We start from the raw sequence: 23,711 nt of genomic DNA on the forward strand, positions 1-23,711 counted from the left end.
CCAACCGCACGACCGGACCCACGCGCACGACCGGACCCACCCACGCACGCGAAGGGCCCCGGGGACTCGGTCCCCGGGGCCCTTCGGCGATGCGTTCAGGCCGTCACAGGCCCGCGGCGGAGGCGAGGGCCTTGGCGCGGTCCGTCGACTCCCACGAGAAGTCGGGCTCGGCGCGGCCGAAGTGCCCGTACGCGGCGGTCTGCTGGTAGATCGGGCGGAGCAGGTCGAGGTCGCGGACGATCGCGGCCGGACGCAGGTCGAACACGTCCGCGATGGCCTTCTCGATCTTCTCCGGGGCGACGTTCTCGGTGCCGAACGTCTCCACGAACACGCCCACCGGGTGGGCCTTGCCGATCGCGTAGGCGACCTGGACCTCGGCGCGCCGGGCGAGCTGCGCGGCGACGATGTTCTTCGCGACCCACCGCATCGCGTACGCGGCGGACCGGTCGACCTTGGACGGGTCCTTGCCGGAGAACGCGCCGCCGCCGTGCCGCGCCATCCCGCCGTAGGTGTCGACGATGATCTTGCGGCCGGTGAGCCCGGCGTCGCCCATCGGCCCGCCGATCTCGAACCGGCCGGTCGGGTTGACGAGCAGCCGGTAGCCCTCGGTGTCGAGGTCGAACTCGCCGAGCACCGGGTCGACGACGTGCTCCTTGACGTCCGGGGTCAGCAGCTCGCGGAGGTCGATGTCCGGGGCGTGCTGGCTGGACACGACGACGGTGTCGAGGCGGACGCCGCGGTCGCCGTCGTACTCGATCGTGACCTGCGTCTTGCCGTCCGGCCGCAGGTAGGGGACGTCGCCGCTCTTGCGCACCGCCGACAGCCGCTGGGCGAGCCGGTGCGCCAGCGTGATCGGCAGCGGCATCAGCTCGGGCGTCTCGTCGGTGGCGTAGCCGAACATCAGGCCCTGGTCGCCCGCGCCCTGCCGGTCGAGGTCGTCGACGCCCTCGCCCTCGCGGGTCTCGTAGGCGTCGTCGACGCCCTGCGCGATGTCGGGCGACTGCGCGCCGATGGACACCGACACGCCGCAGGAGTGCCCGTCGAAGCCCTTCTTGGACGAGTCGTAGCCGATCTCCAGGATCTTCTCCCGGATCACGCCCGGGATGTCCACATAGGTCTCGGTGGTGACCTCACCGGCCACATGCACCTGACCGGTCGTGATCATCGTCTCGACGGCGACCCGGCTCTTCGGGTCGTCCTTGAGCATCGAGTCGAGGATCGCGTCGCTGATCTGGTCCGCGATCTTGTCCGGGTGTCCTTCGGTGACGGACTCGGAGGTGAACAGGCGGCGTGACACGTACGCGCACTCCTTGCAGCGGCTGCTGACTGACGTCGCAGGACGGATACTTGTTCGAGTTTCGGCCCGGAGACGCCCCCGCGCCGGTCTTCCCCACGCATGCTAGGGCCGCAAGTCTAGCGGGATCATCCCCGGCCGCAGGCATGACCGGCCTCTTCCCCGGAACCGGCGGCCCTCCCGGCGCCCGCCCGCCAGCCGATGATCAGTCGCGCGGCGGGGCCGGCAGGCGTTCGGCGACGAGATCCCAGACGGCGTCGGCCAGCGCCTCCTTCGCGCCCCGCGGAACATCGGTCCGCGAGCCGTCCGCGCCGAGGACCACCGCCGCGTTGTCGGGCCGCCCGAAGGTCAGGTCCTCGCCGACCTGGTTGACGACGAGCAGGTCGCTGCCCTTGCGGGCGAGCTTGGCGCGGCCGTTCGCGAGCACGTCGTCGGTCTCGGCCGCGAACCCGACGACCACCTGCCCGGGGCGCCGCTCCCGGCCCAGCTCGGCGAGGATGTCGGGGTTCTTGACGAGCCGGATCGGCTCCGGCTCCGCGCCGTCCGTCTTCTTGATCTTCGAGCCCCGGTACCCGGCCGGGCGGAAGTCGGCGACGGCCGCCGCCATCACGACCGCGTCGGCGTCCGCCGCGGCCTCCAGCACCGCCGCGCGCATCTCCTCCGCCGAGGTCACGGCCGCGACGTCCGCCCCGGCCGGGTCCGGCAGGGCGACGTTGGCGGCGACGAGCGTGACGCGGGCGCCGCGGGCCACCGCCGTCCGGGCGAGGGCGTACCCCTGGAGGCCGGACGACCGGTTCCCGATGAACCGGACGGGGTCGATCGCCTCCCGGGTGCCGCCCGCCGAGACGACGACGTGCCGTCCGGCGAGGTCGCGGGGCGCGGCGCCGCGGGCGAGGACGCGCCGGGCGACCTCGAACAGCTCCGCCGGGTCGGGCAGCCGGCCGGGGCCGGTGTCCCTGCCGGTGAGGCGGCCGGACGCGGGCTCGACCACGACCGCGCCGCGGGCCCGGAGCGTCGCCACGTTCTCCCGGGTCGCCGGGTGCTCCCACATCTCGGTGTGCATCGCGGGCGCGAACACGACCGGGCACCGCGCGGTGAGCAGGGTGTTGGTGAGCAGGTCGTCCGCCAGCCCGTGCGCCGCGCGGGCGAGCAGGTCGGCGGTCGCCGGGGCGACGAACACGAGGTCGGCGCTCTGCCCCAGCCGGACGTGCGGAACGTCGGCGACGCCGTCCCACACCCGCGCCGAGACGGGGTTGCCGGACAGGGCCGCCCAGGTGGGCTCGCCGACGAAGCGGAGCGCGTCCTCGGTGGGGACGACGGTGACGTCGTGCCCCGACTCGGTGAGCCGCCGGAGCAGCTCGCACACCTTGTACGCGGCGATACCGGCGCTCACGCCGAGGACGACGCGCGGCTTACGGGAGGTCATGCCGACACTGTTCCACCAGGCGTCGCGCGCGCACGCGCCGGGGTCGCCCGGGCCGGTGCTCAGCCCTCGATGGGCTCGGCGTTCAGGAGGCCCTCGCGCGTCTCGCGCAGCGCGATCGACAGCGGCTTCTCCTGGACCTGGGTCTCGACGAGCGGGCCGACGTACTCGAGCAGGCCCTCGCCCAGCTGGGCGTAGTAGGCGTTGATCTGCCGGGCGCGCTTGGCCGCGATGCTCACGAGACCGTACTTGGTGTCGACGACCTCAAGGAGCTCGTCGACCGACGGGTTGGTGATGCCCTCACTGCTGGTTGCCACTCGGTGGCCTTCCGATAGGTCTCGCCGAGGGATCTCGGCTATTGGACAGCCATCAAGGTTAGCAGCTCGTCGCACACGTCCCGCACGGACGTGTTGACCAGCGTGACGTCGAACTCCTTCTCGGCGGCCAGCTCGACGCGGGCCGCGTCCAGCCGCCGCTCGATGACGTCGGGGGGCTCGGTGCCGCGCCCGGTGAGGCGGCGGACGAGCTCCTCCCAGCTCGGCGGGGCGAGGAAGACGAGCCGCGCCTCGGGCATCGTGCCGCGGATCTGCCGGGCGCCCTGGAGGTCGATCTCCAGGAGCACGGGTTCACCGCGGCCGAGCCGCTCCTCGACGGGCCGGCGCGGGGTCCCGTAGCGGTTCCCCGCGAACTCGGCCCATTCGAGGAGCTCGCCTCCGGCGACGAGCCGGTCGAAACCGGCGTCGTCGACGAAGTGGTACTGCACACCCTCGGTCTCACCCGGGCGGGGGGCCCGGGTTGTCACCGAGACCGACAGCCACACCCGGGGGTGTGAGCGCCGGATCTCGGCGACGACCGTGCTCTTGCCGACGCCCGACGGTCCGGACAGGACCGTCAGCCGTCGTGCGAGCGGGCCTTGGGCGCTGGAGCCTTCCGGCGCGGCCATGGGCGCGCCGGAGTCGGGCGGGATGGAGCCGGGCTCGGGTCGACCCGAGCCGGCCGCGGCGGCCTGGCCGCCGCGCCCGCCCGTGAGTCGCGCGTCAGCGGTTCGCACTTCCGCCGAACTCACGCTCCAGGGATGCGCGCTGGTTGGCGCCGAGGCCCCGCACACGGCGGGACTCGGCGATGCCCAGACGCTCCATGATCTGCTTCGCACGGACCTTGCCCACACCGGGCAGCGATTCAAGGAGGGCCGACACCTTCATCTTTCCGATGACGTCGTCGGCCTGTCCCTCTTTGAGAACCTCGGCGAGCGAGGTTCCCCCGTGCTTGAGCTTGTTCTTAACCTCGGCCCGCTCCTTGCGAGCCTTGGCAGCCTTCTCCAAGGCTGCGGCGCGCTGTTCGGGGGTTAGGGGCGGAAGAGCCACGCCGGGTCACCTCAGGTTTCCACTCGACGGAGTCGGACGGGTTGGGAAACTAGCGAGTTCACCACCCATAAGGCAACGTGAAGTGCCGTTTAGCCCGCCACAAATTCATGAAAATCACTCCCTGGAGTGTCCTCAATACCGAGTGTACACATCTCGGCCGTCGCGGCGGCCCATCCCCCCGCCTTGCTGGGACTTTCGCATGATCGTGAAAATCCCCCCTATCTAACCCCATATGCGGCACTGGCTACCCTTCGCCCGTTACGCTTCGCGCCCGGCGGGGGCCGTTCCGCCGCGATCCCGCCGGTTCGCCCGACCGGCCCGGGGCGCGGCCCCGGGGCGGGCCTGTGAGGTCTCCCACAACTGATCCCGACCGAGTGACGCTCGTCACGCCGTGCCGTTCCGCACGTCGCGACGCACCCTCAACTGTCATCCTCGACAACACGCCACCCGCCAAGATCGACTCCCACCCCGGAGGCCACCGCCGCCGCAGCAGCTCCCCCGCCCGCGCGCAGGGCACCACACGAACGCGGAACGAACGGCGTCCCGCCGGCCGGCGTCCCCGGCGCGAATCGCCGCACCGCGTGAACGACTTCACCGTTCGGTGCGTAAGTCAATGCGGATGAGTCAGATCTCCGCGCGATCTCGGTATTCGCATGCGACTAAAACCACAATGGGCGGTCCGACGTGTCTCGGAACGCCCCCGTGAAAAGGGTGTCCACTGCGTTAATTGGGCCGCCGGGTTCGGCGACGGGCTACACCTTCCGGAGCCTGGCGGCGATGGCGGCGGCGGCCGCCCCCGGGTCCGGCGCGCCGGTGATCGGACGGCCGATGACGAGCAGGTCCGCGCCCGCGGCCAGGGCGGCCTCGGGGGTGGCGACCCGGGCCTGGTCCTGGGTCGCGGACCCCGCCGGGCGCACGCCCGGGGTGATGAGCGCGATGTCAGGGCCGACCTCCGCGCGGACGGCCGCGGCCTCCCGCGGCGAGCAGACCAGCGCCCGCGCGCCCGCCCCGACGGCGAGGGCGGCGAGCCGCCGGACGGCGTCCGGCGCCGGCCCGGCGAGGCCGAGCGCGGCGAGGTCGGCGTCGCCCAGCGAGGTCAGCACGGTCACCGCGGCGATCTTCGTGGCCGGGACCGCCGCCACCGCCTCGCGGATCATGGCGGGGCCCCCGGCGGCGTGCACGGTCAGGTAGTCGGGCTTCAGCCGGGCGACGGCGCGCGCGGCACCCCGCACGGTCGCGGGGATGTCGTGCAGCTTCAGGTCGAGGAAGACCTGGACGCGGCTCGCGCCCCGGACGCTCGCGACGACGTCCGGCCCGTACCGCAGGTACAGCTCCAGGCCGACCTTGACGGTGCTGACGTGCGGCGTGACCAGGGTGGCCCAGCGGGCGGCCGTCTCCAGGTCGGGGGCGTCCAGCGCGACGGCGATGGGAGCTGCGGTCACGTTCTCTCCTTCTCGGGCTCCTGGGGGCGCACCTGGGGCGGGACGTACCCGGCGGGCTTGTGCGCGAGGCCCACGGCGTCGGCGAGGCGGTCGATGCGGCGGGCGGCGAGGGCCTCGTCCAGCTCGCGCAGGACGCGCGGGACGGCCCCCGGGTCGTGGAACAGGGCCGTGCCGACGGCGACCGCGGACGCCCCGGCCAGGACGAACTCCAGCGCGTCCAGGCCGGTGGCGATGCCGCCGACGCCGATGATGGGCGTCCGCGGCAGCGCGGCGTGCACCTGGTAGACGCAGCGGACGGCGAGCGGCCGCACGGCGGGCCCGGACAGCCCGCCCGACACCCCGGTGAGGGCCGGCCGCAGCGTGTCGGTGTCGATCGCCATGGCCTCCATGGTGTTGATCAGGGTGAGGCCGTCCGCGCCCGCGTCGACGCAGGCCAGCGCGATGGTGACGATGTCGGTGACGTCCGGGGCGAGCTTGGCGAAGACCGGGACGCCGGGCCGGGCGTGGTCGCGGACGGCCCGCACCACCGACGCGGCGGCGGACGGGTGCCAGGCGAACATGCGGCCGCGGTCCTCGGCGTTGGGGCAGGCGATGTTGACCTCGATCGCCGCGACGCCCGGCACGTTGCGCAGGCGGCGCGCGAGCTCGCCGTACTCCTCGACGCTGTTGCCCGCGACGGAGACGATCGTGCGGACGTCCTGCTCGATGAGCCACGGCAGGTCGCGTTCGAGGAAAGTTTCGATCCCGGGGCCCGGCAACCCCATTGCGGTCAGAAGTCCGCTGGGGGTTTCGGTCACCCGCGGAGTGGGCCGTCCGGCGCGCGCCTGGGGCATCACGGACGTCGTGACGAACGCCCCGAGACGGGTCAGATCGAAGAACTGGGCGAGTTCGCGTCCCGTCCCGCCGCACCCGGAGGCCGTCATGACGGCGTTGGACAGCTCCAGGGGGCCGAGCGTGGTCCGGACCCGGTCGCTCACTGCGCGCCCCCTTCGGAGAGGTTCAGGACCCGCGGAGCGCCGAGCGCGTCGAACGGGATGGTCCCGAGGTCGCCCCAGCGGACGCGGTCGCCGCGCAGGACGGGCCCGTCCGCGCAGGCGCGGACCATGCGGGTCACGCCGTCGTCGCCGTGGACGGGCAGCATGCACGTCATGCAGACGCCGATGCCGCAGGCGCCCGTCCGCTGCAGGAACTCCTCGACGGACACCTGCGACGGGAGGCCGAACTCGGAGGCGGCCTGGGTGACGGACCGGAGCAGCCCGGTGGGCCCGCAGCCGTAGACGACGTCCGTGCCGGTCTCCTCGATGACGCGGGGCAGGACGTCGCGGACCGTGCCCCGCTCCCCCATCGAGCCGTCCTCGGTGGCGACGGTCGCGGAGTCGCCGATGCGCTGCGCCATCCGCGAGCCGAACACCTGCTTCGCCGACGCCCCGCCGAGCACGAAGTGCACCTGGCAGCCGCGCCGCAGCAGCGTGTCGGCGAGCGCGAACACGGCCGCGCCGCCGGGCCCGCCGCCGACGAGCAGGCAGCTCACCGGGTCGCGGGGCAGCCGGAAGGGGCGGCCGAGCGGGCCGACGAGGTCGATCTGGTCGCGGGAGCGGCGCCCGGCGAGCCACGCCGTGCCGGGCTCGGTGTCGGCGAACACGAGCTCGACGGTGCCGCCGTAGTCGGACTTGACCTCGTGCACCCCGAAGCACCGCCGGACCAGCCGGGACGTGTGCTCCCCGCCGACGGCGAGCGCCACGAACTGGCCGGGCCTGAACCGCTCGGCGATCGCCGGGGCCACCAGCGTCATCGCGTGGTAGTCCTGCACCTGGCGGACCGTCAGCACCGTCGCCGACGTCTGCACCGGCGTGTCGGACACCCGTCACCCTCTCCTCGTCGCGTTGCGCCGGGCGGGCCGGGGGGACGGAGAAGCCCGTCCCCCCGGCCCGCCCGCTCGTCTCACCCCTCCGCCGGGCCTCCGACCGGGTCTGCGTCCGGGGCTCCGTCCGGGGCGGGCGCGCCCGTGCGGCCGTGCGCGCCGCTCAGCCGCTCGGCGTGCTCCTGGAGGGAGCGCACGCCGACCTGCCCGCCCGCGACGGCCTCGATGCCCTGCACCGCGGCCGCGAGGCCCTGCACGGTCGTCACGCACGGTACGCCCCGCAGCACGGCCGCGGTACGGATCTCGTAGCCGTCGAGCCGCGGCCCGGACTGGCCGGGGCTGCCGAAGGGAGTGTTGACGATGAGGTCGACCTCGCCGTCGAGGACGCGCCGCACGATCGTGGGCTCGCCGTCCGGGCCCGGACCTTCGCTGTGCTTGCGCACGATCTTGGCACGCACGCCGTTGCGGCGCAGGACCTCCGCGGTCCCTTCCGTGGCAAGAATCTCAAAGCCCAGGTCAGCGAGCCGCTTGACGGGGAAGATCATGTGCCGTTTGTCGCGGTTGGCGACGGACACGAACACCCGCCCCTTGGTCGGCAGGGAGCCGCCGTAGGCGGCCTGCTGCGACTTGGCGAACGCGGTGCCGAACACCTCGTCGATGCCCATGACCTCGCCGGTGGAGCGCATCTCGGGCCCGAGGACGATGTCGACGCCCTGCCCGCGCTCGTTGCGGAACCGGTCGAACGGCAGGACGGCCTCCTTCACCGCGATGGGCGCGTCCAGCGGGAGGCTCCCGCCGTCGCCCGCCGCCGGGAGCATGCCCTCGGCGCGCAGCTCCGCGACGGACGCGCCCATCATGACGCGGGCGGCGGCCTTCGCGAGCGGCACGGCCGTCGCCTTCGACACGAACGGGATCGTGCGGGACGCCCGCGGATTCGCCTCCAGCACGTACAGGACGCCCGCCGACAGCGCGTACTGGACGTTCATCAGCCCGCGCACCCCGACGCCCCGCGCGAGCGCCTCCGTCGCCTCCCGGATCCGGCGGATGTCGTCGTGCCCCAGCGTGATGGGCGGCAGGGCGCACGCCGAGTCGCCGGAGTGGATGCCGGCCTCCTCGATGTGCTCCATGACGCCGCCGAGGTACAGCTCCTCGCCGTCGAAGAGGGCGTCGACGTCGATCTCGATGGCCTCGTCCAGGAAGCGGTCGACCAGGACGGGGTGCTCGGGGCTCGCCTCCGTCGCGCGGGCCATGTACGACTCCAGCGTGACGTCGTCGTACACGATCTCCATGCCGCGCCCGCCGAGCACGTACGACGGCCGGACGAGCACCGGGTACCCGATCTCGGCGGCGATCTCGCGGGCCTCCTCGTAGGACGAGGCCGTCCCGTGCTTCGGCGCGAGCAGCCCGGCGCGGTGCAGGACGCGCCCGAACGCGCCCCGCTCCTCGGCGAGGTGGATGCTCTCCGGCGAGGTGCCGACGATCGGGACGCCGGCGTCCTTGAGCTTCTGCGCGAGGCCCAGCGGCGTCTGCCCGCCGAGCTGGACGATCACGCCCGCGACCTCGCCGGACTGCTGCTCGGCGTGGACGACCTCCAGGACGTCCTCCAGGGTGAGCGGCTCGAAGTAGAGCCGGTCGGAGGTGTCGTAGTCGGTGGAGACGGTCTCGGGGTTGCAGTTGACCATCACGGTCTCGTAGCCCGCCTCGGCGAGCGTGAACGAGGCGTGGACGCAGGAGTAGTCGAACTCGACGCCCTGCCCGATCCGGTTGGGCCCGCTGCCGAGGATGATGACCTTCGGCTTGGCCCCGGGCGGGACCTCCGTCTCCTCGTCGTAGGCCGAGTACAGGTACGGTGTCCGCGCCTCGAACTCGGCGGCGCACGTGTCGACGGTCAGGTACACGGGACGCACGCCCAGCGCGTGCCGGACCTCCCGCACGACCTCCTCCGACAGCCCGCGCAGCTCGCCGAGCTGGGCGTCGGAGAACCCGTGCCGCTTGGCGCGGACCAGCTTCTCCCTGGTGAGCGCGTCGTCGGAGGTGCGGATCTCCTCGGCGACCTCGTTGATCGCGGAGATCTGGTCGAGGAACCACGGGTCGATGCCGGTCGCCTCGTACAGTTCCTCAAGGCTCGCCCCGGCCCAGAGGGCGCGCTGGACGTCCCGGAGCCGCCCGTCGTGCGGGCGCCGGGCGGACTCGATCAGCTCGGCCGCGTCCGCCTCGCCGGCCCAGCTGAACGACGAGCCCTTCCGCTCGAGCGACCGCAGCGCCTTCTGCAGCGCCTCGGTGAAGCAGCGCCCGATGGCCATGGCCTCGCCCACGGACTTCATGTGCGTGGTGAGCGTCCCGTCCGCGCCGGGGAACTTCTCGAACGCGAACCGGGGCACCTTCACCACGACGTAGTCGAGGGTGGGCTCGAACGAGGCGGGCGTCTCGCGGGTGATGTCGTTCGGGATCTCGTCCAGCGTGTAGCCGATGGCGAGCTTCGCCGCGATCTTCGCGATGGGGAAGCCGGTCGCCTTGGACGCGAGCGCCGACGACCGCGACACCCGCGGGTTCATCTCGATGACGATCATCCGGCCGGTGCCCGGGTGGACGGCGAACTGGATGTTGCAGCCGCCGGTGTCGACGCCGACCTCGCGGATCACGGCGATCGCGACGTCCCGCATGTTCTGGTACTCGCGGTCGGTCAGCGTCATCGCGGGCGCGACCGTGATCGAGTCGCCGGTGTGGACGCCCATCGGGTCGAGGTTCTCGATGGAGCACACGATCACCACGTTGTCGTGGCGGTCGCGCATGACCTCCAGCTCGTACTCCTTCCAGCCGAGGATCGACTCCTCCAGGAGCACCTCGGTGGTCGGGGACGCGTCGAGACCGGCGCCGGCGATGCGGCGCAGGTCGTCCTCGTCGTGCGCGAAGCCGGACCCGGCGCCGCCCATCGTGAACGACGGGCGCACGACGACCGGGTAGCCGAGCGTTCCGGCGGCGGCGAGGCACTCGTCCATCGTGTGGCAGATGACCGACCGGGCGGACTCGGCGTTCAGGCCCCGCTCGCGCGCGACCTTGGCGACGACCTCCTTGAACTTCTCGCGGTTCTCCCCGGCCTGGATCGCGTCCACGTCGGCGCCGATCAGCTCGACCCCGTACTCGGCGAGCACGCCCGCCTCGTAGAGCGCGATGGCGGTGTTCAGGGCCGTCTGGCCGCCGAGCGTCGGCAGCAGCGCGTCCGGCCGCTCCCGCGCGATGATCTTCTCGACGGCCTCCGGGGTGATCGGCTCGACGTAGGTGGCGTCGGCGAACTCCGGGTCCGTCATGATCGTCGCGGGGTTGCTGTTGACCAGCGTCACCCGCAGGCCCTCGGCCTTCAGCACCCGGCACGCCTGGGTGCCGGAGTAGTCGAACTCGCACGCCTGGCCGATGACGATCGGCCCGGAGCCGATGACCAGGACGGAGTTCAGGTCTTCGCGGCGCGGCATTACCTCGGCCCCTCCATCAGCTCGCGGAACCGGTCGAACAGGCCCGACGCGTCGTGCGGGCCCGCCGCGGCCTCCGGGTGGTACTGGACGCTGAACGCCGGGCGTTCGAGGAGCCGCAGCCCCTCCACGCACCCGTCGTTCAGGTTGACGTGGCTGACCTCGGCCGGCCCGTAGGGCGTGTCGAACGGGCCGTCCGTCGGCGCGTCCACGGCGAAGCCGTGGTTGTGCGCGGACACGTCGACCCGGCCGGTCGTCCGGTCCTGGACGGGCTGGTTGATGCCCCGGTGGCCGAACCTCAGCTTGTAGGTGCCGAGGCCGAGGGCGCGTCCGAAGATCTGGTTGCCGAAGCAGATGCCGAAGAACGGCGTCCCGGCGTCGAGGACGCCCCTGAGCGCGTCCACCGCGTACCCGGCGGCGGCCGGGTCGCCCGGGCCGTTGGAGAAGAACACGCCGTCCGGGTCGAGCGCGAGGATGTCCTCGGCCGTGCTCGTCGCGGGCAGGACGTGCACCTCGCAGCCCCGCTCGGACATCCGGTACGGCGTCATCGCCTTGATGCCCAGGTCGACGGCCGCGACCGTGAAGCGCTTCTCGCCCTGCGCGCGGACGACGTACGGCTCGCTGGTGGAGACGTCCCGCGCGAGGTCGGCGCCCTCCATCGAGGGGCTCTGCCTCACCCGTTCGAGCAGCGCGTCCTCGCCGGGCGCGACGGCCGCCGACCCGCTGAAGATGGCGGCGCGCATCGCGCCCTTGTCGCGCAGGTGCCGCGTCAGCGCGCGGGTGCCGGGGATCGCGATGCCCACGACGCCCTGGTCGCGCAGCGCCGAGCCCAGCGAGCCGGTGGCCCGCCAGTTGGACGCCACCCGCGCGGGCTCGCGCACCACGTACCCGGCGACCTGGATGCGGGCCGACTCGGGGTCCTCGCCGTTCATGCCGGTGTTGCCGATGTGCGGGGACGTCATCGCGACGATCTGGCGCGCGTACGACGGGTCGGTGAGCGTCTCCTGGTAGCCGGTCATCCCGGTGTTGAAGACCATCTCGCCGAAGGTCTCCCCCACGGCCCCGTACGGCGTCCCGCGGAACACCCTGCCGTCTTCCAGTACGAGCAGAGCAACGCTCATTGGAGCTTCCCCTCCAGGACGGTCGGCTTGCCTCGCAGGAACGTCGCGACGACCCGTCCGGGCAGCTCCAGCCCCGCGAACGGGGTGTTGCGGCTCTTGGACGCCAGGGCCGACGGGTCCACCGCGCGGCGCGGCGACGGGTCGTACAGCGTGATGTTGGCGGGCGACCCGGTCTCCAGCGGTCGGCCCTGCCCGGAGAGGCGCCCGATGCGCGCCGGCTGGACCGACATCCGGTCGGCGACCCCGGCCCAGTCGAGCAGCCCCGTCTCGACCATGGCCTCCTGGACGACCGGCAGCGCGGTCTCCAGGCCGACCATGCCCATCGCGGCGACGGCCCACTCGGTCTCCTTCGCCTCCACCGGGTGGGGGGCGTGGTCGGTGGCGACGCAGTCGATCGTCCCGTCGGCGAGGGCGCGGCGGAGCGCGTCGACGTCGGCGGCGGTGCGCAGCGGCGGGTTCACCTTGAAGATCGGATCGTAGGTCCCGGCCCGCGTGTCGTCCAGCAGCAGGTGGTGCGGGGTGACCTCGGCGGTCACCGGGCAGCCCTTGCTCTTCGCCCAGCGGAGGATCTCCACCGAGCCCGCCGTGGACACGTGGCAGACGTGCAGCCGCGACCCGACGTGCTGGGCGAGCAGGACGTCCCGCGCGATGATCGCCTCCTCGGCGACGGCGGGCCAGCCGCGCAGCCCGAGCGCGGCGGACATCTCGCCCTCGTTCATCTGCGCGCCCTCGGTGAGCCGCGGCTCCTGCGCGTGCTGCGCGACGACGCCGTCGAACGCCTTCACGTACTCCAGCGCCCGGCGCATGATGACCGCGTCCGACACGCAGTGCCCGTCGTCGGAGAAGACCCGGACGCGGGCGGCGGAGTCGGCCATCGCGCCGAGCTCGGCGAGCTGCTCCCCGGCGATGCCCCGGGTGACGGCCCCGACCGGGTGGACGTCGCAGTACCCGGCCTCGCGGCCGAGCCGCCAGACCTGCTCGACCACGCCCGCCGTGTCGGCGACGGGGTCGGTGTTGGCCATCGCGTGGACGGCCGTGTACCCGCCGACGGCGGCGGCCCTCGTCCCGGACTCGACGGTCTCGGCGTCCTCGCGGCCGGGCTCGCGCAGGTGGGTGTGCAGGTCGACCAGGCCGGGCAGGGCGACCAGCCCGGCGGCGTCGACGACCTGCGCCCCCGACCCGTCCAGGCCCTGGCCGACCTCGGCGATCGCGCCGTCGCGGACGAGGATGTCGGCGGCCTCGCCGCCGAGGATCCGCGCGCCCCTGATGAGGTACGTCTCGCTCACTGGGAGACCTCCTTGCCGATGGCGGGCTCGGACCCGCCGAGCAGCAGGTACAGGACGGCCATGCGCGCGCTGACGCCGTTCGCGACCTGCTCGACGATCGTCGAGCGGACCGAGTCGGCGACCTCCGCGGCGATCTCCACGCCCCGGTTCATCGGGCCGGGGTGCATGACGATGGCGTGGTCGGGCAGTTGCGCCATGCGCTCGGCATCCAGCCCGTAGCGGCGGCTGTACTCGCGGACGGACGGGAAGTACGCCGCGTTCATCCGCTCCTGCTGGACGCGCAGCATCATGATGACGTCGCTCTTCGGGATCACGCCGTCCAGGTCGTAGGAGACCGAGCACGGCCAGGACCCGATCGCGACCGGCAGCAGCGTGGGCGGCGCGACGACGGTGACGTCCGCGCCGAGCGTGTCGAGCAGCAGGACGTTGGATCGTGCCACCCGGCTGTGCAGGACGTCGCCGACGATCGTGACCCTGCGGCCCTCCAGGTCGCCGAGCCGCTTGCGCATCGTGAACGCGTCGAGGAGCGCCTGGGTGGGGTGCTCGTGGGTGCCGTCCCCGGCGTTGACCACGCTGCCCTGGACCCAGCCCGCCAGCCGGTGCGGCGCGCCGGACGCGCCGTGCCGGACGACGACGCCGTCCGCGCCCATCGCCTCCAGGGTGAGCGCGGTGTCCTTCAGGCTCTCGCCCTTGGACACGCTCGACCCCTTGGCGGAGAAGTTGATCACGTCGGCGGACAGCCGCTTGGCGGCCGCCTCGAACGAGATGCGGGTGCGGGTCGAGTCCTCGAAGAAGAGGTTCACGACCGTCCGGCCGCGCAGCGTCGGCAGCTTCTTGATGGACCGGCCCGCGATCTGCGCGAGCTCCTCGGCCGTGTCGAGGACGAGGAGGGCGTCGTCGCGGGTCAGGTCGGCGGCGGAGATCAGATGGCGGTTCACCGGGCGCCTCCCGTCCGTGCGGCGGTGCTTGCCGGAGTGTCGGCCGGAGGCACCGGGCCGAGCAGCACCTCGTCGCGGCCGTCGTTCTCGTCCAGCAGGACCTTCACGGTCTCCCGCATCGAGGTGGGCAGGTTCTTGCCGACGTAGTCGGCGCGGATCGGCAGCTGCCGGTGGCCCCGGTCGACCAGCACGGCGAGCTGGACGGCGCGCGGCCTGCCGAGGTCGTTGAGGGCGTCCAGCGCGGCGCGGACCGTCCGGCCGGAGAACAGGACGTCGTCGACGAGGACGACGACCCGGTCGTCGATCCCCTCCGGCGGCACCTCGGTGCGGCCGAGCGCGCGGGCCGGGCGCATCCGCAGGTCGTCCCGGTACATGGTCACGTCGAGCGAGCCCCAGGGCACCGGGCGGCCCTCGACCTCGCGCAGCGCCCCGGCGAGGCGCTCGGCGAGCGTCACCCCGCGGGTCTGGATTCCGAGCAGGAGGACGTCGTGGCCGCCCTTGGTCCGCTCGAGGATCTCGTGTGCGATCCGGGTCAGCGCGCGTCTGATGTCGGGACCTTCCAGAACGGCCTTGGGCCGGGGGTCACCGTCCGCCACGCGCGCCACCGCCCGCCGTTCCGGGCTGGAGGCAGCATTCACCGCCTGAACCTCCTTTCCCGCCTCACGGGACGGGTCTTAAAGGACGTCATGTCCCTGACACGGTAGCAGCCGGCCCGCCCTGCCCCGTACCCGGACCGCCTCACGTCTTCGCAGGTGAGAGGGGTCACATCGGAGAACTTCCGAAACCGGGGAACGGGCCCGCGAACGGCCCGGACCGCCTGACCCGCCGGGCTTGCGGGCGATCCGTGCTCCCAGGTCGAAGTCCTGCGGATTCGACCGCTTTTTTCCAATCGGCTTGACCTGTGGGCTTCCCCGTTTTACCGTCACTGTCCGTAACCATCCCCGGGGGCCACTCCTGAGGCCGAGGCTTCGAGAATCGGCTCCCCTCCGGCGCCAGCCGGAGTCCGACGACGATGAAAGTGAGCCTGGGGGCCGCGAAATGCCGTCTGAATACGCTAAGGCTCTCGGCGCGCGCCTGCGCGCCATCCGCACCCAGCAGGGCCTGTCCCTGCACGGTGTGGAGGAGAAGTCACGTGGCCGCTGGAAGGCCGTCGTCGTGGGTTCGTACGAGCGGGGCGACCGCGCCGTCACCGTTCAGAAGCTGGCCGAGCTCGCCGATTTCTACGGCGTGCCGGTTTCCGAGTTGCTGCCCGGCGGAGCCGCGCCGAGCCCGCTCGGGCCTACACCCAAGCTCGTGATCGATCTAGAGCGGTTGCAGCAGCTTCCGAAAGACAAGGCCGGTCCTCTCGCCCGCTACGCCGCGACGATTCAGAGCCAGCGGGGCGACTACAACGGAAAGGTCCTGTCCATTCGTCAGGAAGACCTGCGTTCACTCGCGGTCATCTATGACAAGTCCCCGACCGAGCTGACCGAAGAGCTGATCGGCTGGGGCGTCCTCGACCCGGAGGCGCGCCGCGCCGTCGAGTCGTTCTGATCCGCACGCACCATCGGGACGGGGTCCGGCGTCGTGCCGGGCCCCGTTTCGCGTCCGGGCCCGGCGCCCGAGGCGCGGGGAGCCCGATCGCCGAGGCCGTCCTCGCGGGCGGGACGACGTCCCGGATGATCGTGTACGCGAGTACGCCATCACGCCGAGGAACGCGAGCGGCGGCACGAGCCCGCGAACGCCGCCCGCCGCCCAGCCCCTCCCTTAGTTCGCCTACCTAACTATCTGGCAGGGCGGCGATCGTCCCGGCGGCGCGTAGGGCCTCGACGCGCCGCGGGGACAGGGAGAGGACGTCGCGGAGGACGTCCTCGGTGTGTTCGCCCAGCGTGGGGGCAGGACTCGGTGGAGCGGACGCGCCGCCGAACAGCAGCGGCGAGCCCGGCGCGAAGTGCTCGCCTATGCCGGGCTGGTCGAGCACGGCCATCAGGGGCTCGCCGCCGAGTCCGTCTTTGACTTCCGCGAGATCCCTGTAGCGGGACCACAGGACGGACGTCCCGCGCAGGCCGTCCTCGACCTCCGCGCACGTCCGGGACGCGAACCAGGGCGCGAGGACGCCGCCGAGCGCCTCCCGGTAGGCGAAGCGGTCCCCCGCGCGGCCGAAGTCGGCGTCCAGGGCCCGCTCCAGCGCGGCCGCCACCTCGCCGAGCCCGGTCGCCGCCACCAGGTCGCGCCAGTGGCGGGGCGTCAGCGTGACGACCATGACCCGCCCGTCGGCGGTGGCGAAGTCGCGGCCGAAGTCGCCGAACAGGTCGTTGCCCAGCCGAGGGCGCGGCGCGCCGAGCTGCGCCTCCGCGAGGTAGCCGAGGTTCCCGGCCGTGGCGAGCGCGACGTCGTGCAGCGCGACGCGGACGCTCCGCCCCTCGCCCGTGCGCAGCCGGTGCCGCTCGGCGGCCAGCAGCCCGACGGCCGTGTAGAGGCCGCAGGCGACGTCCCAGATGGGCAGGACGTGGTTGACCGGTGCGTCGTGGTCGGCCGGGCCCGTGATGGACGGGAAGCCCATGGCTGCGTTGACGGTGTAGTCGACCGCGTTGGCGCCGTCCCTGCGTCCTTGCAACTGGACGTGGATCAGGTCCGGCCGCTTCTCTTGGAGCGCCTCGTAGGTGAGGCCGTCGCGGGGCGGCGCGTTGGTCAGGACGACACCCGCCTCGACGGCGAGGGCGGCGGCGAGGTCGCGCCCGTCCGGGGAGCGGAGGTCGAGCGCGACGGACCGCTTCCCCTTGTTGAGCCCCGCCCAGTACAGGCTGCGGCCGGACGGGGCCAGCGGGTGGCGGTCGATGTCGGGGCCGCCGCCCACCTGGTCGACGCGGATCACGTCGGCGCCGAGCTGGGCGAGCGTCATCCCGCCGAGCGGCGCGGCGACGAAGCTGGACAGCTCGACCACGCGCAGCCCCGCGAGCGGGCCCGCCGTCATGGGCCGATCTCGATGAGGGAGCGCGCGCCGCGGCCGTCCCGCATCCGGTCGAACGCGGCGGGGACGCCGTCCAGGCCGATGCGGTGCGTGACCAGGGTGGACAGGTCGAGCCGTCCCGCCTCGATCTCGCGGACGAGCAGGGGCACGTCCCTGTCCGGGACGGACGACCCGTACACCGAACTCGTCAGCCGCCGGTTGAAGTGGAACAGCTCCAGGGCGTTGAACCTGACGGAGTCGTCGCGGGAGCCCACGCCGACGACCGTGCACTGGCCGCCCCTGCGCACCGACTGCCAGGCCGTCCGGATCAGGTCGGCCTTGCCCACGCACTCGAAGGCGTGGTCGGCGCCGCGCCCCCCGGTCAGCGCGCGGACCTGTTTCGCCAGTTTCGGGTCGCCCTCCAGATAGTGCGTCGCGCCCGCCGCCTTGGCGAGCCCCTCCTTCTCCGTGCCCCGGTCGACGGCGATGATCGTCGCGGCCCCGGCGAGGCGGGCGCCCATGACGGCCGAGAGCCCGATCCCGCCAAGCCCTATGACCAGCACCGACTGCCCTGCGCGGACGCCCGCCGTGCCGCGCACGGCGCCGATGCCCGTCAGCACCGCGCACCCGAGCAGCGCGCTCAGGTCGAGCGGGGCGGACGCGGGCAGCGGCACCACGGACCGCTCGGCGACGACCAGCTCCTCGGCGAACCCGCCGACGCCCATGCAGGCGTGGAGCGCGGCGCCGTCCAGCGTGGCGCCGGACGGCGGGCTCACCGCCCCCTCCGCCGCGCCGCACAGCCACGGCTCGCCCTCGCCGCAGAACCAGCACTCGCCGCACGCGGCGGCCCAGTTCAGCACGACGTGGTCGCCGGGGCGGACCCGCGTGACGTCCGCGCCGGCCTCCGCGACCGTCCCGGCCGCCTCGTGCCCGAGGACGAGCGGGAACGCGGGCGCCAGCGTCCCGTTCACCATCGACAGGTCGGAGTGGCACACCCCGGCCGCCGCCACCCGCACCCTGACGTCCCCGGGCCCGACCGGGGGCAGTTCGATGTCGCGGACCCGCGGTGGGACGTCCGGCCCGGTGGCGACGACGGCCTTGACCATGGATGCCTCTCCTCGGCCGGGGTCAGAGCTGGATGGACTTGGTCTCGAGGAACTCGTCCAGGCCGTACCGGCCCAGCTCGCGCCCGAGCCCGGACTGCTTGTACCCGCCGAACGGGGCCAGCGGGTTGTAGGCGCCGCCGTTCACGTCGATGGAGCCCGTCTTGACCTGGCGGGCGAACGCGAGCGCCCGGTCCTGGTCGGCGGACCACACGCCGCCCGCGAGGCCGTAGCGCGAGTTGTTCGCGATCCGGAGGGCCCCGTCGTCGTCGCGGAACGGGATGACCGACAGCACCGGGCCGAAGATCTCCTCCTGCGCGACCGTGGCGTCCTGGTCGACGTCGGCGAGCACGGTCGGCGCGATGTAGTGGCCGCGGTCGAAGCCGTCGGGCGTGGCCGTCCCGCCGGTGACGACGCGCGCGCCCTCGGCGACGCCGACGTCGATGAAGCCCCGCACCCGTTCGAGCTGGGTCTTGGACACGAGCGGCCCGAGCCGGGTGGACGGGTCGAGCGGGTCGCCCGGCGCGTACCCCTCGGCGGCGCCCTTCACGAGGTCGAGGGCCTCCTCGTAGAGGTCCTGGTGGACGAGCATCCGCGTCCAGGCGGTGCAGGTCTGGCCGCCGTTCAGGTAGGCGTTGGCGACGCCGACCTTCACCGCGGTCTTCAGGTCGGCGTCGTCCAGGATCACGTTGGCGGACTTGCCGCCGAGCTCCAGCGCGACCTTCTTGATCGTCCCGGCGGCCAGCTCGGCGACCCGGGACCCGGCCCGCACCGAGCCGGTGAACGACACCATGTCCACCTCGGGATGGGCGGCGAGCGCCTCCCCGACGACCGGCCCGTACCCGGGGACGAGGTTGACGACGCCCGCCGGGATCCCCGCCTCGTGGACGGCGTCCATCAGCAGGTAGGAGACCAGCGGCGCGACCTCGCTCGGCTTGATCACGATCGTGCAGCCGGCCGCGAGCGCGGGCGCCAGCTTGCAGGTGATCTGGTGCAGCGGGTAGTTCCACGGCGTGATCGCGGCGACGACCCCGGCCGGTTCCCGGACCACCAGCGAGTTGCCGATCCGCTCCTCCGGCAGGCCGCCCGCGATCAGCTCGGCGTACGACCCGACCACCGTCTGCGGCAGCCCCGCCTGGACGCGGGACGCGAGGCGCATCGGGGTGCCGACCTCGCCCGCGATCGTCCGGGCGATGGCGTCCGCGCGGGACGCGAGGGCGTCGCGGAGCCGTCCGAGGCACTCGGCGCGCTCGGCGTAGGACGTCGCCGACCAGGCGGGCAGCGCGGCGCGGGCGGCGCGGACGGCCCGGTCGGCGTCGTCGGCCGTCCCCTCCGGCACGGTGCCGAGCGTCTCCTCGGTGGCGGGGTTCTCGACGGCGATGACGCCGCCGCCCTGCGGGCTCGTCCAGGCTCCATCGATGTAGAGGGCGTCTCGATCGTGCACGGCGTCTCCTCGGGGCTCGGAGGATTCTACGGAGTGGCCCACCGCTCCGGCGGCCCTACCGCCCCTGACGCTATGCTCCCGCCCCCCGCCGCCCGGGACCGGGGTCCCACCCGCACCCGTCCACCCCCAGACGAGAGCCCGCCCGCTGGAGGGCGGGTGGGACCGCACCGGCGGGGTCGGCTCGGGGGGTGCGACCGCGCCGGCGCGATCGGTCTGTCGGTGGGGGCCGGGGCGGGGCCGCCGCCGGTGGTGAGGCCGGGCGGACGGGCGCCCCGGCCCCCGGTGCGGCCGCCCCGGGGAGGGGGACGGCCTCCGGTGAGGTCAGCCGGCCTCGGGGACGGGCAGCGTCGGCTGGCTGGTGACGCCGAGGGTGTCCTCGACGAGGGTGACGAAGACCTCGGCGTCGTGCAGCAGCTCCTCGGCCTCGCGCGCGGTGGCGGCGCGCGGCAGGCCCGCCTCGGCGGCGGCGCGCTTGTCGGCGCCGGCGGCGAAGAAGGCGGCCCATTCGCGCAGCGCGGGCTCCGCCTCGGGCAGCAGCACCCACACGCTGCGCGGACGCCCGCGCCGGTGGGTCTCCAGCGGGTCCTTGGACGCCAGCACCGCGGCGGCGGCGCGCAGCGCGGCCAGGTGGGCGCAGACATAGCGGACGGCGGGCGAGGTGGCCTCGGCCGCCTCCGCGAGGCCCATGCGGGCGGCGTGCAACTGGCCGGCGGCGGTGTGCGCCGGGCGGGGGGCGGGCAGCGGACGGTGGCGCGGGCTCGGCGGCGGCGCGGACGCCGCGGCCGAGTGGATCTGCGCGGCCGGGTGGGCCCCGCGCGCGGTCATCGTTCCGGACATGGTCTGCCTCCTTCCGGGGCTCGGGCCGGCCGGGCGGAGAGCTTCCCCTCACTCCGCCCGGCCGTCCGTCCCGCCGGAGCACCGCATGCCCCGGCGGGGACGTCGCCCTGGCGCGGGCCGCGAGTCCCGCACCACGTCGAACATAAGTTCGACGCATTCACAGTAAACCGCCCAGTCGGCGATTCGTCAACGTGTTCGAACGTGTGTCGTGTCCCGCAGGTCAGCGGGCTTGACACCAGTGCAACAGGCGGGTCGGACAGTTTTCAGGAAAGCCGTCTGACGTGCACCGGAACGTTCGTTCCGAGGATGCCGGGGAGGTACTCGGCGATGTGCATCGGCATCCGGACGCACCCGTGCGAGGCGGGGTAGTCGGGCACGTCCAGGGCGCCGTGGAAGGCGATGCCGCCGTTGAAGTAGATGGGGTTGTAGAGCTGCCCGAGGGGCGAGGTCTCCCAGCCGGAGGCGCGGCGTCCGGTCCGGAAGTCGCCGGTGCTAGTCGTGGCGTAGCGGCAGCGCGGGACCTCGGCGCCCCGGTCCTTCGCGCAGTAGTACTCCCCCGAGCCGGAGGAGATGTGCGAGATGAGGCGGGGCGCGCCGTCCTCGTAGAGGACGAGGTACTGCCGCCGGAGGTCGACGTCCACCCGGTTCTTCTCGCGCTTCTTGGCCACCGGACGCGGTTCCTTGGGCGCGTCCAGGGCCTTCCAGAAGGAGGCGGTCAGCGTGCTCTTCTGCTTGAGCCGGTTGACGCCCTGGAACGCCCACACGGCCATCTGCGTGGACACCCCGTACTTCCCGTCCACTTTCCCCGGGTCGTAGTGCAGTTCCTTGAGGCGGCGCTGGAGCGCCTCGACGTCGGCCCCCTTCGCACCCGGTTTCAGCTTGCGATGCGTAGGCGTGGGCGTCGGGGTGGGCGTCTGGACGGGTCCCGCGGGCTTCGAGGACGGTGAGACCTTCGGCGGCGGGGGCCCCGCCTCGTCCGTCCCGTTGCAGGCCGTCAGCAGGACGGCCCCGGCCACCAATACCGCGGTCTTCCGCACGTCGATCGGTCTCCCTCGCATGAGGCGACCTTAAAGTGCTACCCATGCATCCGAATGCCGAAATCGTCGCAAAGGCCCTGCTGGACCAGGGCGCGACCGGAGCCGTCGTCGAACTGCCCGACTCCGCGCGGACGGCGCAGGCCGCCGCCGAGCAGCTGGGCTGCGAGGTGGGCGCGATCGCCAACAGCCTGGTGTTCGACGCGGACGGGGCGCCCCTGCTCGTCATGACGAGCGGCGCGCACCGGGTCGACACGGCGAAGGTCGCGGCGCTGGTGGGGGCGGCGAAGGTGAGGCGGGCGTCGCCGGAGTTCGTCCGGGAGGCGACCGGGCAGCCGATCGGCGGCGTGGCCCCGCTCGGCCACCCCGCGCCGATCCGTACCCTCGTGGACGTCTGGCTGGAGAGGTACGACCGGGTCTGGGCGGCGGGCGGGCACCCCCACACCGTCTTCCCGACCTCGTACGAGGAACTGCTGCGGATAACCGGGGGCACCGCGGCCGAGGTGGAGTGACGAGAATGTCTGACATGGAGATCTGGCACAATCCGCGCTGCTCGAAGAGCCGCGCCGCGAAGGCCGCGCTGGACGCGGCGGGCGTCGAGTACACCGAGCGCCGGTACCTGGACGACCCGCCCACGGCGGAGGAGTTCGACGCCGTCCTCACCCGGATCGGCGCCGAGCCGTGGGACGTGGCGCGCCTGAACGAGCCGGTCGCCAAGGTGCTCGGGCTCAAGGACCTCGACCGCGACCGGGCCCGGTGGATCGAGGTCATGGTGGCGAACCCGGTGCTGATCCAGCGGCCGATCGTCCTGTCCGGGAAGGCCGCCGTCGTTGCGCGCGACGAGGCGTCCGTGCGCGAAGCACTCGACAGCCGCTGAGCAGGGTGTGATTCTGGGGAGTCGAACAACGCCGAACGGTGACCTCCGGGAGGGTCGATGGGCGCGCAGATGGGCGGCGGGCAGATGCGCACCGGTCCGGGCGCCCGCGACCCGCAGTTCAGGGGGATCGACCCGCCCGCGCTCGACCGGGTGATCAGGCAGCTCCAGGACGCGCAGAACGCGATCCAGGGCTGGCTGAACGGGCACCGCCCGCCGCCGGGGGTCTCGACCGCCGGGTACCGGCAGGCGGACGAGGTCGCGCGGTGGGCCGCCGAGCAGCTCGAGATGCTGACGCGGCGGTACAACTACGCGGTCACGCACCCGTCGCCGGGCGGCGGGGTGGACGCGCCGCCCGCGCCCGCCCCCGCGCCGACGCCGGGGACCCGGACGCCGCAGCCGACGAGGCCGCCGAAGTCCGCCGAGCCGCCGCGCGGGCCGTCCCAGCACCCGCCGTCCCCGCGGACGACGCCGCACGGCGCCGGGGACATCGGCAACTTCCCCGACCGCAAGGCCGCGACCAGGGCCGCCAGGACCGACGCGCTGGCCGTGGTCGCGTCGATCCGGGACGGGCGGCCCGTCCCCGACCCGGTGTGGCGGCACCTGAAGGCCAACGCCGACGACCCCGACTACACCGGGGCGCTGTACGAGCGCCTCGGCCCGGCGGGCGCGGCGGCCCTGCTGAAGGCGGCGCACGGCGACGAGGCGAAGGTCGAGGCCGTGCGGGAGGCGCTCGGCGTGTCCAGCCACCACATGACCATGGACGCGCGCTGGCTGCGCGCGTTCCTCGCCGAGGCCGACCGGGCGGGGGTGCGCCCGGTCGCCGTCCAGGTGCTGGCCGGGGCCGAGCTGAGCCCCCGGGCGCGGGAGGCGCTCGCCCGGATCGGCCCGCGCCCGCACGCCGCCGACGTCGCCTGAAACCCAGCCTCGCCCGAGCCCTGGAAGGGTAGGTCGCCATGGCCGCTCCGCCGCCCCCCGGAAGCCTTCCGCCGCCGCTCACCGGCGCGGCCGCCGCGCGGCTGTCGCCGGACGAGCGCCCGAACCCGGACTACGAGCGCCTCTACCGCGCGTACGCCGACGCCTACGGCAGCATCGACCGCCTCCGCGGCGCCCTCGACCCGCCCGTGCGGACCCTCGGCGGGACGGACGCCTGGCTGGGCCCGGAGGCGCGCGAGTGGGGCGGGCGGCTCGACACCGAGCGCGGCACGCTGAAGAAGGCCGCCGACCGCATCCTCTGGGACATCTACGACCGGCTCTCCGCGACGCAGCGGACGGTCGCCCGGGTCTAGTCTCT

General features: G+C 73.5%; 22 protein-coding genes and 1 pseudogene. 5 read left to right on the forward strand and 18 right to left on the reverse strand.

Going from position 1 to position 23,711, the window contains the following annotated elements; translation table 11 throughout:
- Positions 1-103: 103 nt before the first annotated feature.
- The 13 genes and pseudogenes from metK to pyrR all read right to left on the reverse strand — a co-directional run bounded on the left by metK (position 104) and on the right by pyrR (position 14,801).
- Positions 104-1,297 (reverse strand): methionine adenosyltransferase, encoded by a 1,194-nt coding sequence (gene metK / locus FXF68_RS19685; RefSeq protein ID WP_148761333.1) that lies wholly within the window; start codon positions 1,295-1,297, stop codon positions 104-106.
- Positions 1,298-1,499: 202 nt separating this feature from the next.
- Positions 1,500-2,720, reverse strand: coding sequence for a bifunctional phosphopantothenoylcysteine decarboxylase/phosphopantothenate--cysteine ligase CoaBC (gene coaBC, locus FXF68_RS19690; RefSeq protein ID WP_148761335.1), 1,221 nt, complete (start codon positions 2,718-2,720; stop codon positions 1,500-1,502).
- Between the two features lie 59 nt (positions 2,721-2,779).
- Positions 2,780-3,034 carry a DNA-directed RNA polymerase subunit omega gene (gene rpoZ, locus FXF68_RS19695; RefSeq protein WP_067885052.1) on the reverse strand — a complete coding sequence of 85 codons (255 nt, stop codon included), beginning with the start codon at positions 3,032-3,034 and terminating at the stop codon, positions 2,780-2,782.
- A 38-nt stretch (positions 3,035-3,072) separates the two neighbouring features.
- On the reverse strand, positions 3,073-3,660 hold the full coding sequence (gene gmk, locus FXF68_RS19700; RefSeq protein WP_148761337.1) for a guanylate kinase: 588 nt from the start codon (positions 3,658-3,660) through the stop codon (positions 3,073-3,075).
- Between the two features lie 94 nt (positions 3,661-3,754).
- A complete protein-coding gene (gene mihF / locus FXF68_RS19710) occupies positions 3,755-4,081 on the reverse strand; it encodes an integration host factor, actinobacterial type (RefSeq protein WP_067463056.1) in 327 nt (108 codons plus the stop codon).
- A 752-nt stretch (positions 4,082-4,833) separates the two neighbouring features.
- A complete protein-coding gene (gene pyrF, locus FXF68_RS19715; RefSeq protein WP_148761339.1) occupies positions 4,834-5,523 on the reverse strand; it encodes an orotidine-5'-phosphate decarboxylase in 690 nt (229 codons plus the stop codon).
- Positions 5,520-6,500, reverse strand: a complete 981-nt coding sequence (locus FXF68_RS19720) for a dihydroorotate dehydrogenase (RefSeq protein ID WP_148761341.1) — start codon at positions 6,498-6,500, stop codon at positions 5,520-5,522. Before FXF68_RS19720 ends, pyrF begins: the two co-directional genes overlap by 4 nt.
- Positions 6,497-7,384, reverse strand: coding sequence for an iron-sulfur cluster-binding protein (locus FXF68_RS19725; RefSeq protein WP_148761343.1), 888 nt, complete (start codon positions 7,382-7,384; stop codon positions 6,497-6,499). The genes FXF68_RS19720 and FXF68_RS19725 overlap by 4 nt, the downstream gene beginning before the upstream one ends.
- 158 nt (positions 7,385-7,542) lie before the next feature.
- Positions 7,543-10,854: pseudogene (gene carB / locus FXF68_RS19730) on the reverse strand (carbamoyl-phosphate synthase large subunit); the annotation flags it as partial.
- Complete coding sequence (carA, locus tag FXF68_RS19735) at positions 10,854-11,972, reverse strand: glutamine-hydrolyzing carbamoyl-phosphate synthase small subunit (protein WP_148761346.1); 1,119 nt, start codon at positions 11,970-11,972, stop codon at positions 10,854-10,856. The pseudogene carB and the gene carA, both read right to left, overlap by 1 nt.
- Positions 11,969-13,258, reverse strand: a complete 1,290-nt coding sequence (locus FXF68_RS19740) for a dihydroorotase (RefSeq protein ID WP_148761348.1) — start codon at positions 13,256-13,258, stop codon at positions 11,969-11,971. Before FXF68_RS19740 ends, carA begins: the two co-directional genes overlap by 4 nt.
- Positions 13,255-14,196 carry an aspartate carbamoyltransferase catalytic subunit gene (locus FXF68_RS19745; RefSeq protein ID WP_148761350.1) on the reverse strand — a complete coding sequence of 314 codons (942 nt, stop codon included), beginning with the start codon at positions 14,194-14,196 and terminating at the stop codon, positions 13,255-13,257. The genes FXF68_RS19740 and FXF68_RS19745 overlap by 4 nt, the downstream gene beginning before the upstream one ends.
- Positions 14,193-14,801, reverse strand: a complete 609-nt coding sequence (pyrR, locus tag FXF68_RS19750; RefSeq protein WP_148762339.1) for a bifunctional pyr operon transcriptional regulator/uracil phosphoribosyltransferase PyrR — start codon at positions 14,799-14,801, stop codon at positions 14,193-14,195. The genes FXF68_RS19745 and pyrR overlap by 4 nt, the downstream gene beginning before the upstream one ends.
- A 433-nt stretch (positions 14,802-15,234) precedes the next feature.
- Here pyrR and bldD point away from each other — a divergent pair, with 433 nt between their 5' ends.
- Positions 15,235-15,729: a transcriptional regulator BldD gene (gene bldD, locus FXF68_RS19755; protein ID WP_021597992.1), complete on the forward strand. Its 495-nt coding sequence runs from the start codon at positions 15,235-15,237 to the stop codon at positions 15,727-15,729.
- Positions 15,730-15,955: 226 nt separating this feature from the next.
- On the opposite strand, the gene FXF68_RS19760 is transcribed toward bldD, so the two are convergent.
- The 5 genes from FXF68_RS19760 to FXF68_RS19780 form a co-directional block, all read right to left on the reverse strand.
- The gene (locus FXF68_RS19760; RefSeq protein ID WP_148761352.1) at positions 15,956-17,149 is read right to left on the reverse strand and encodes a CoA transferase; all 1,194 of its coding nucleotides are present in this window, start codon (positions 17,147-17,149) and stop codon (positions 15,956-15,958) included.
- Positions 17,146-18,231 (reverse strand): Zn-dependent alcohol dehydrogenase, encoded by a 1,086-nt coding sequence (locus FXF68_RS19765; RefSeq protein WP_148761354.1) that lies wholly within the window; start codon positions 18,229-18,231, stop codon positions 17,146-17,148. Before FXF68_RS19765 ends, FXF68_RS19760 begins: the two co-directional genes overlap by 4 nt.
- Positions 18,232-18,253: 22 nt before the next feature.
- Positions 18,254-19,672, reverse strand: coding sequence for an aldehyde dehydrogenase family protein (locus tag FXF68_RS19770; RefSeq protein ID WP_148761356.1), 1,419 nt, complete (start codon positions 19,670-19,672; stop codon positions 18,254-18,256).
- A gap of 321 nt (positions 19,673-19,993) precedes the next feature.
- Positions 19,994-20,509, reverse strand: coding sequence for an SAV_6107 family HEPN domain-containing protein (locus FXF68_RS19775; RefSeq protein WP_148761358.1), 516 nt, complete (start codon positions 20,507-20,509; stop codon positions 19,994-19,996).
- A gap of 263 nt (positions 20,510-20,772) precedes the next feature.
- Positions 20,773-21,567, reverse strand: coding sequence for a L,D-transpeptidase family protein (locus tag FXF68_RS19780; protein ID WP_148761360.1), 795 nt, complete (start codon positions 21,565-21,567; stop codon positions 20,773-20,775).
- A 23-nt stretch (positions 21,568-21,590) separates the two neighbouring features.
- Here FXF68_RS19780 and FXF68_RS19785 point away from each other — a divergent pair, with 23 nt between their 5' ends.
- The 4 genes from FXF68_RS19785 to FXF68_RS19800 are packed head-to-tail and all read left to right on the forward strand — an operon-like array spanning position 21,591 to position 23,706.
- Positions 21,591-22,055: a YbaK/EbsC family protein gene (locus tag FXF68_RS19785; protein ID WP_148761362.1), complete on the forward strand. Its 465-nt coding sequence runs from the start codon at positions 21,591-21,593 to the stop codon at positions 22,053-22,055.
- Between the two features lie 14 nt (positions 22,056-22,069).
- Positions 22,070-22,420: an ArsC/Spx/MgsR family protein gene (locus FXF68_RS19790; RefSeq protein ID WP_148761364.1), complete on the forward strand. Its 351-nt coding sequence runs from the start codon at positions 22,070-22,072 to the stop codon at positions 22,418-22,420.
- 57 nt (positions 22,421-22,477) lie between these two features.
- Positions 22,478-23,335, forward strand: a complete 858-nt coding sequence (locus FXF68_RS19795; protein WP_148761366.1) for a hypothetical protein — start codon at positions 22,478-22,480, stop codon at positions 23,333-23,335.
- Positions 23,336-23,373: 38 nt separating this feature from the next.
- Positions 23,374-23,706 (forward strand): hypothetical protein, encoded by a 333-nt coding sequence (locus FXF68_RS19800; protein WP_148761367.1) that lies wholly within the window; start codon positions 23,374-23,376, stop codon positions 23,704-23,706.
- Positions 23,707-23,711 lie beyond the last annotated feature (5 nt).

Source organism: Actinomadura decatromicini, assembly GCF_008121305.1.
Classification (GTDB): Bacteria; Actinomycetota; Actinomycetes; order Streptosporangiales; family Streptosporangiaceae; genus Spirillospora; species Spirillospora syzygii.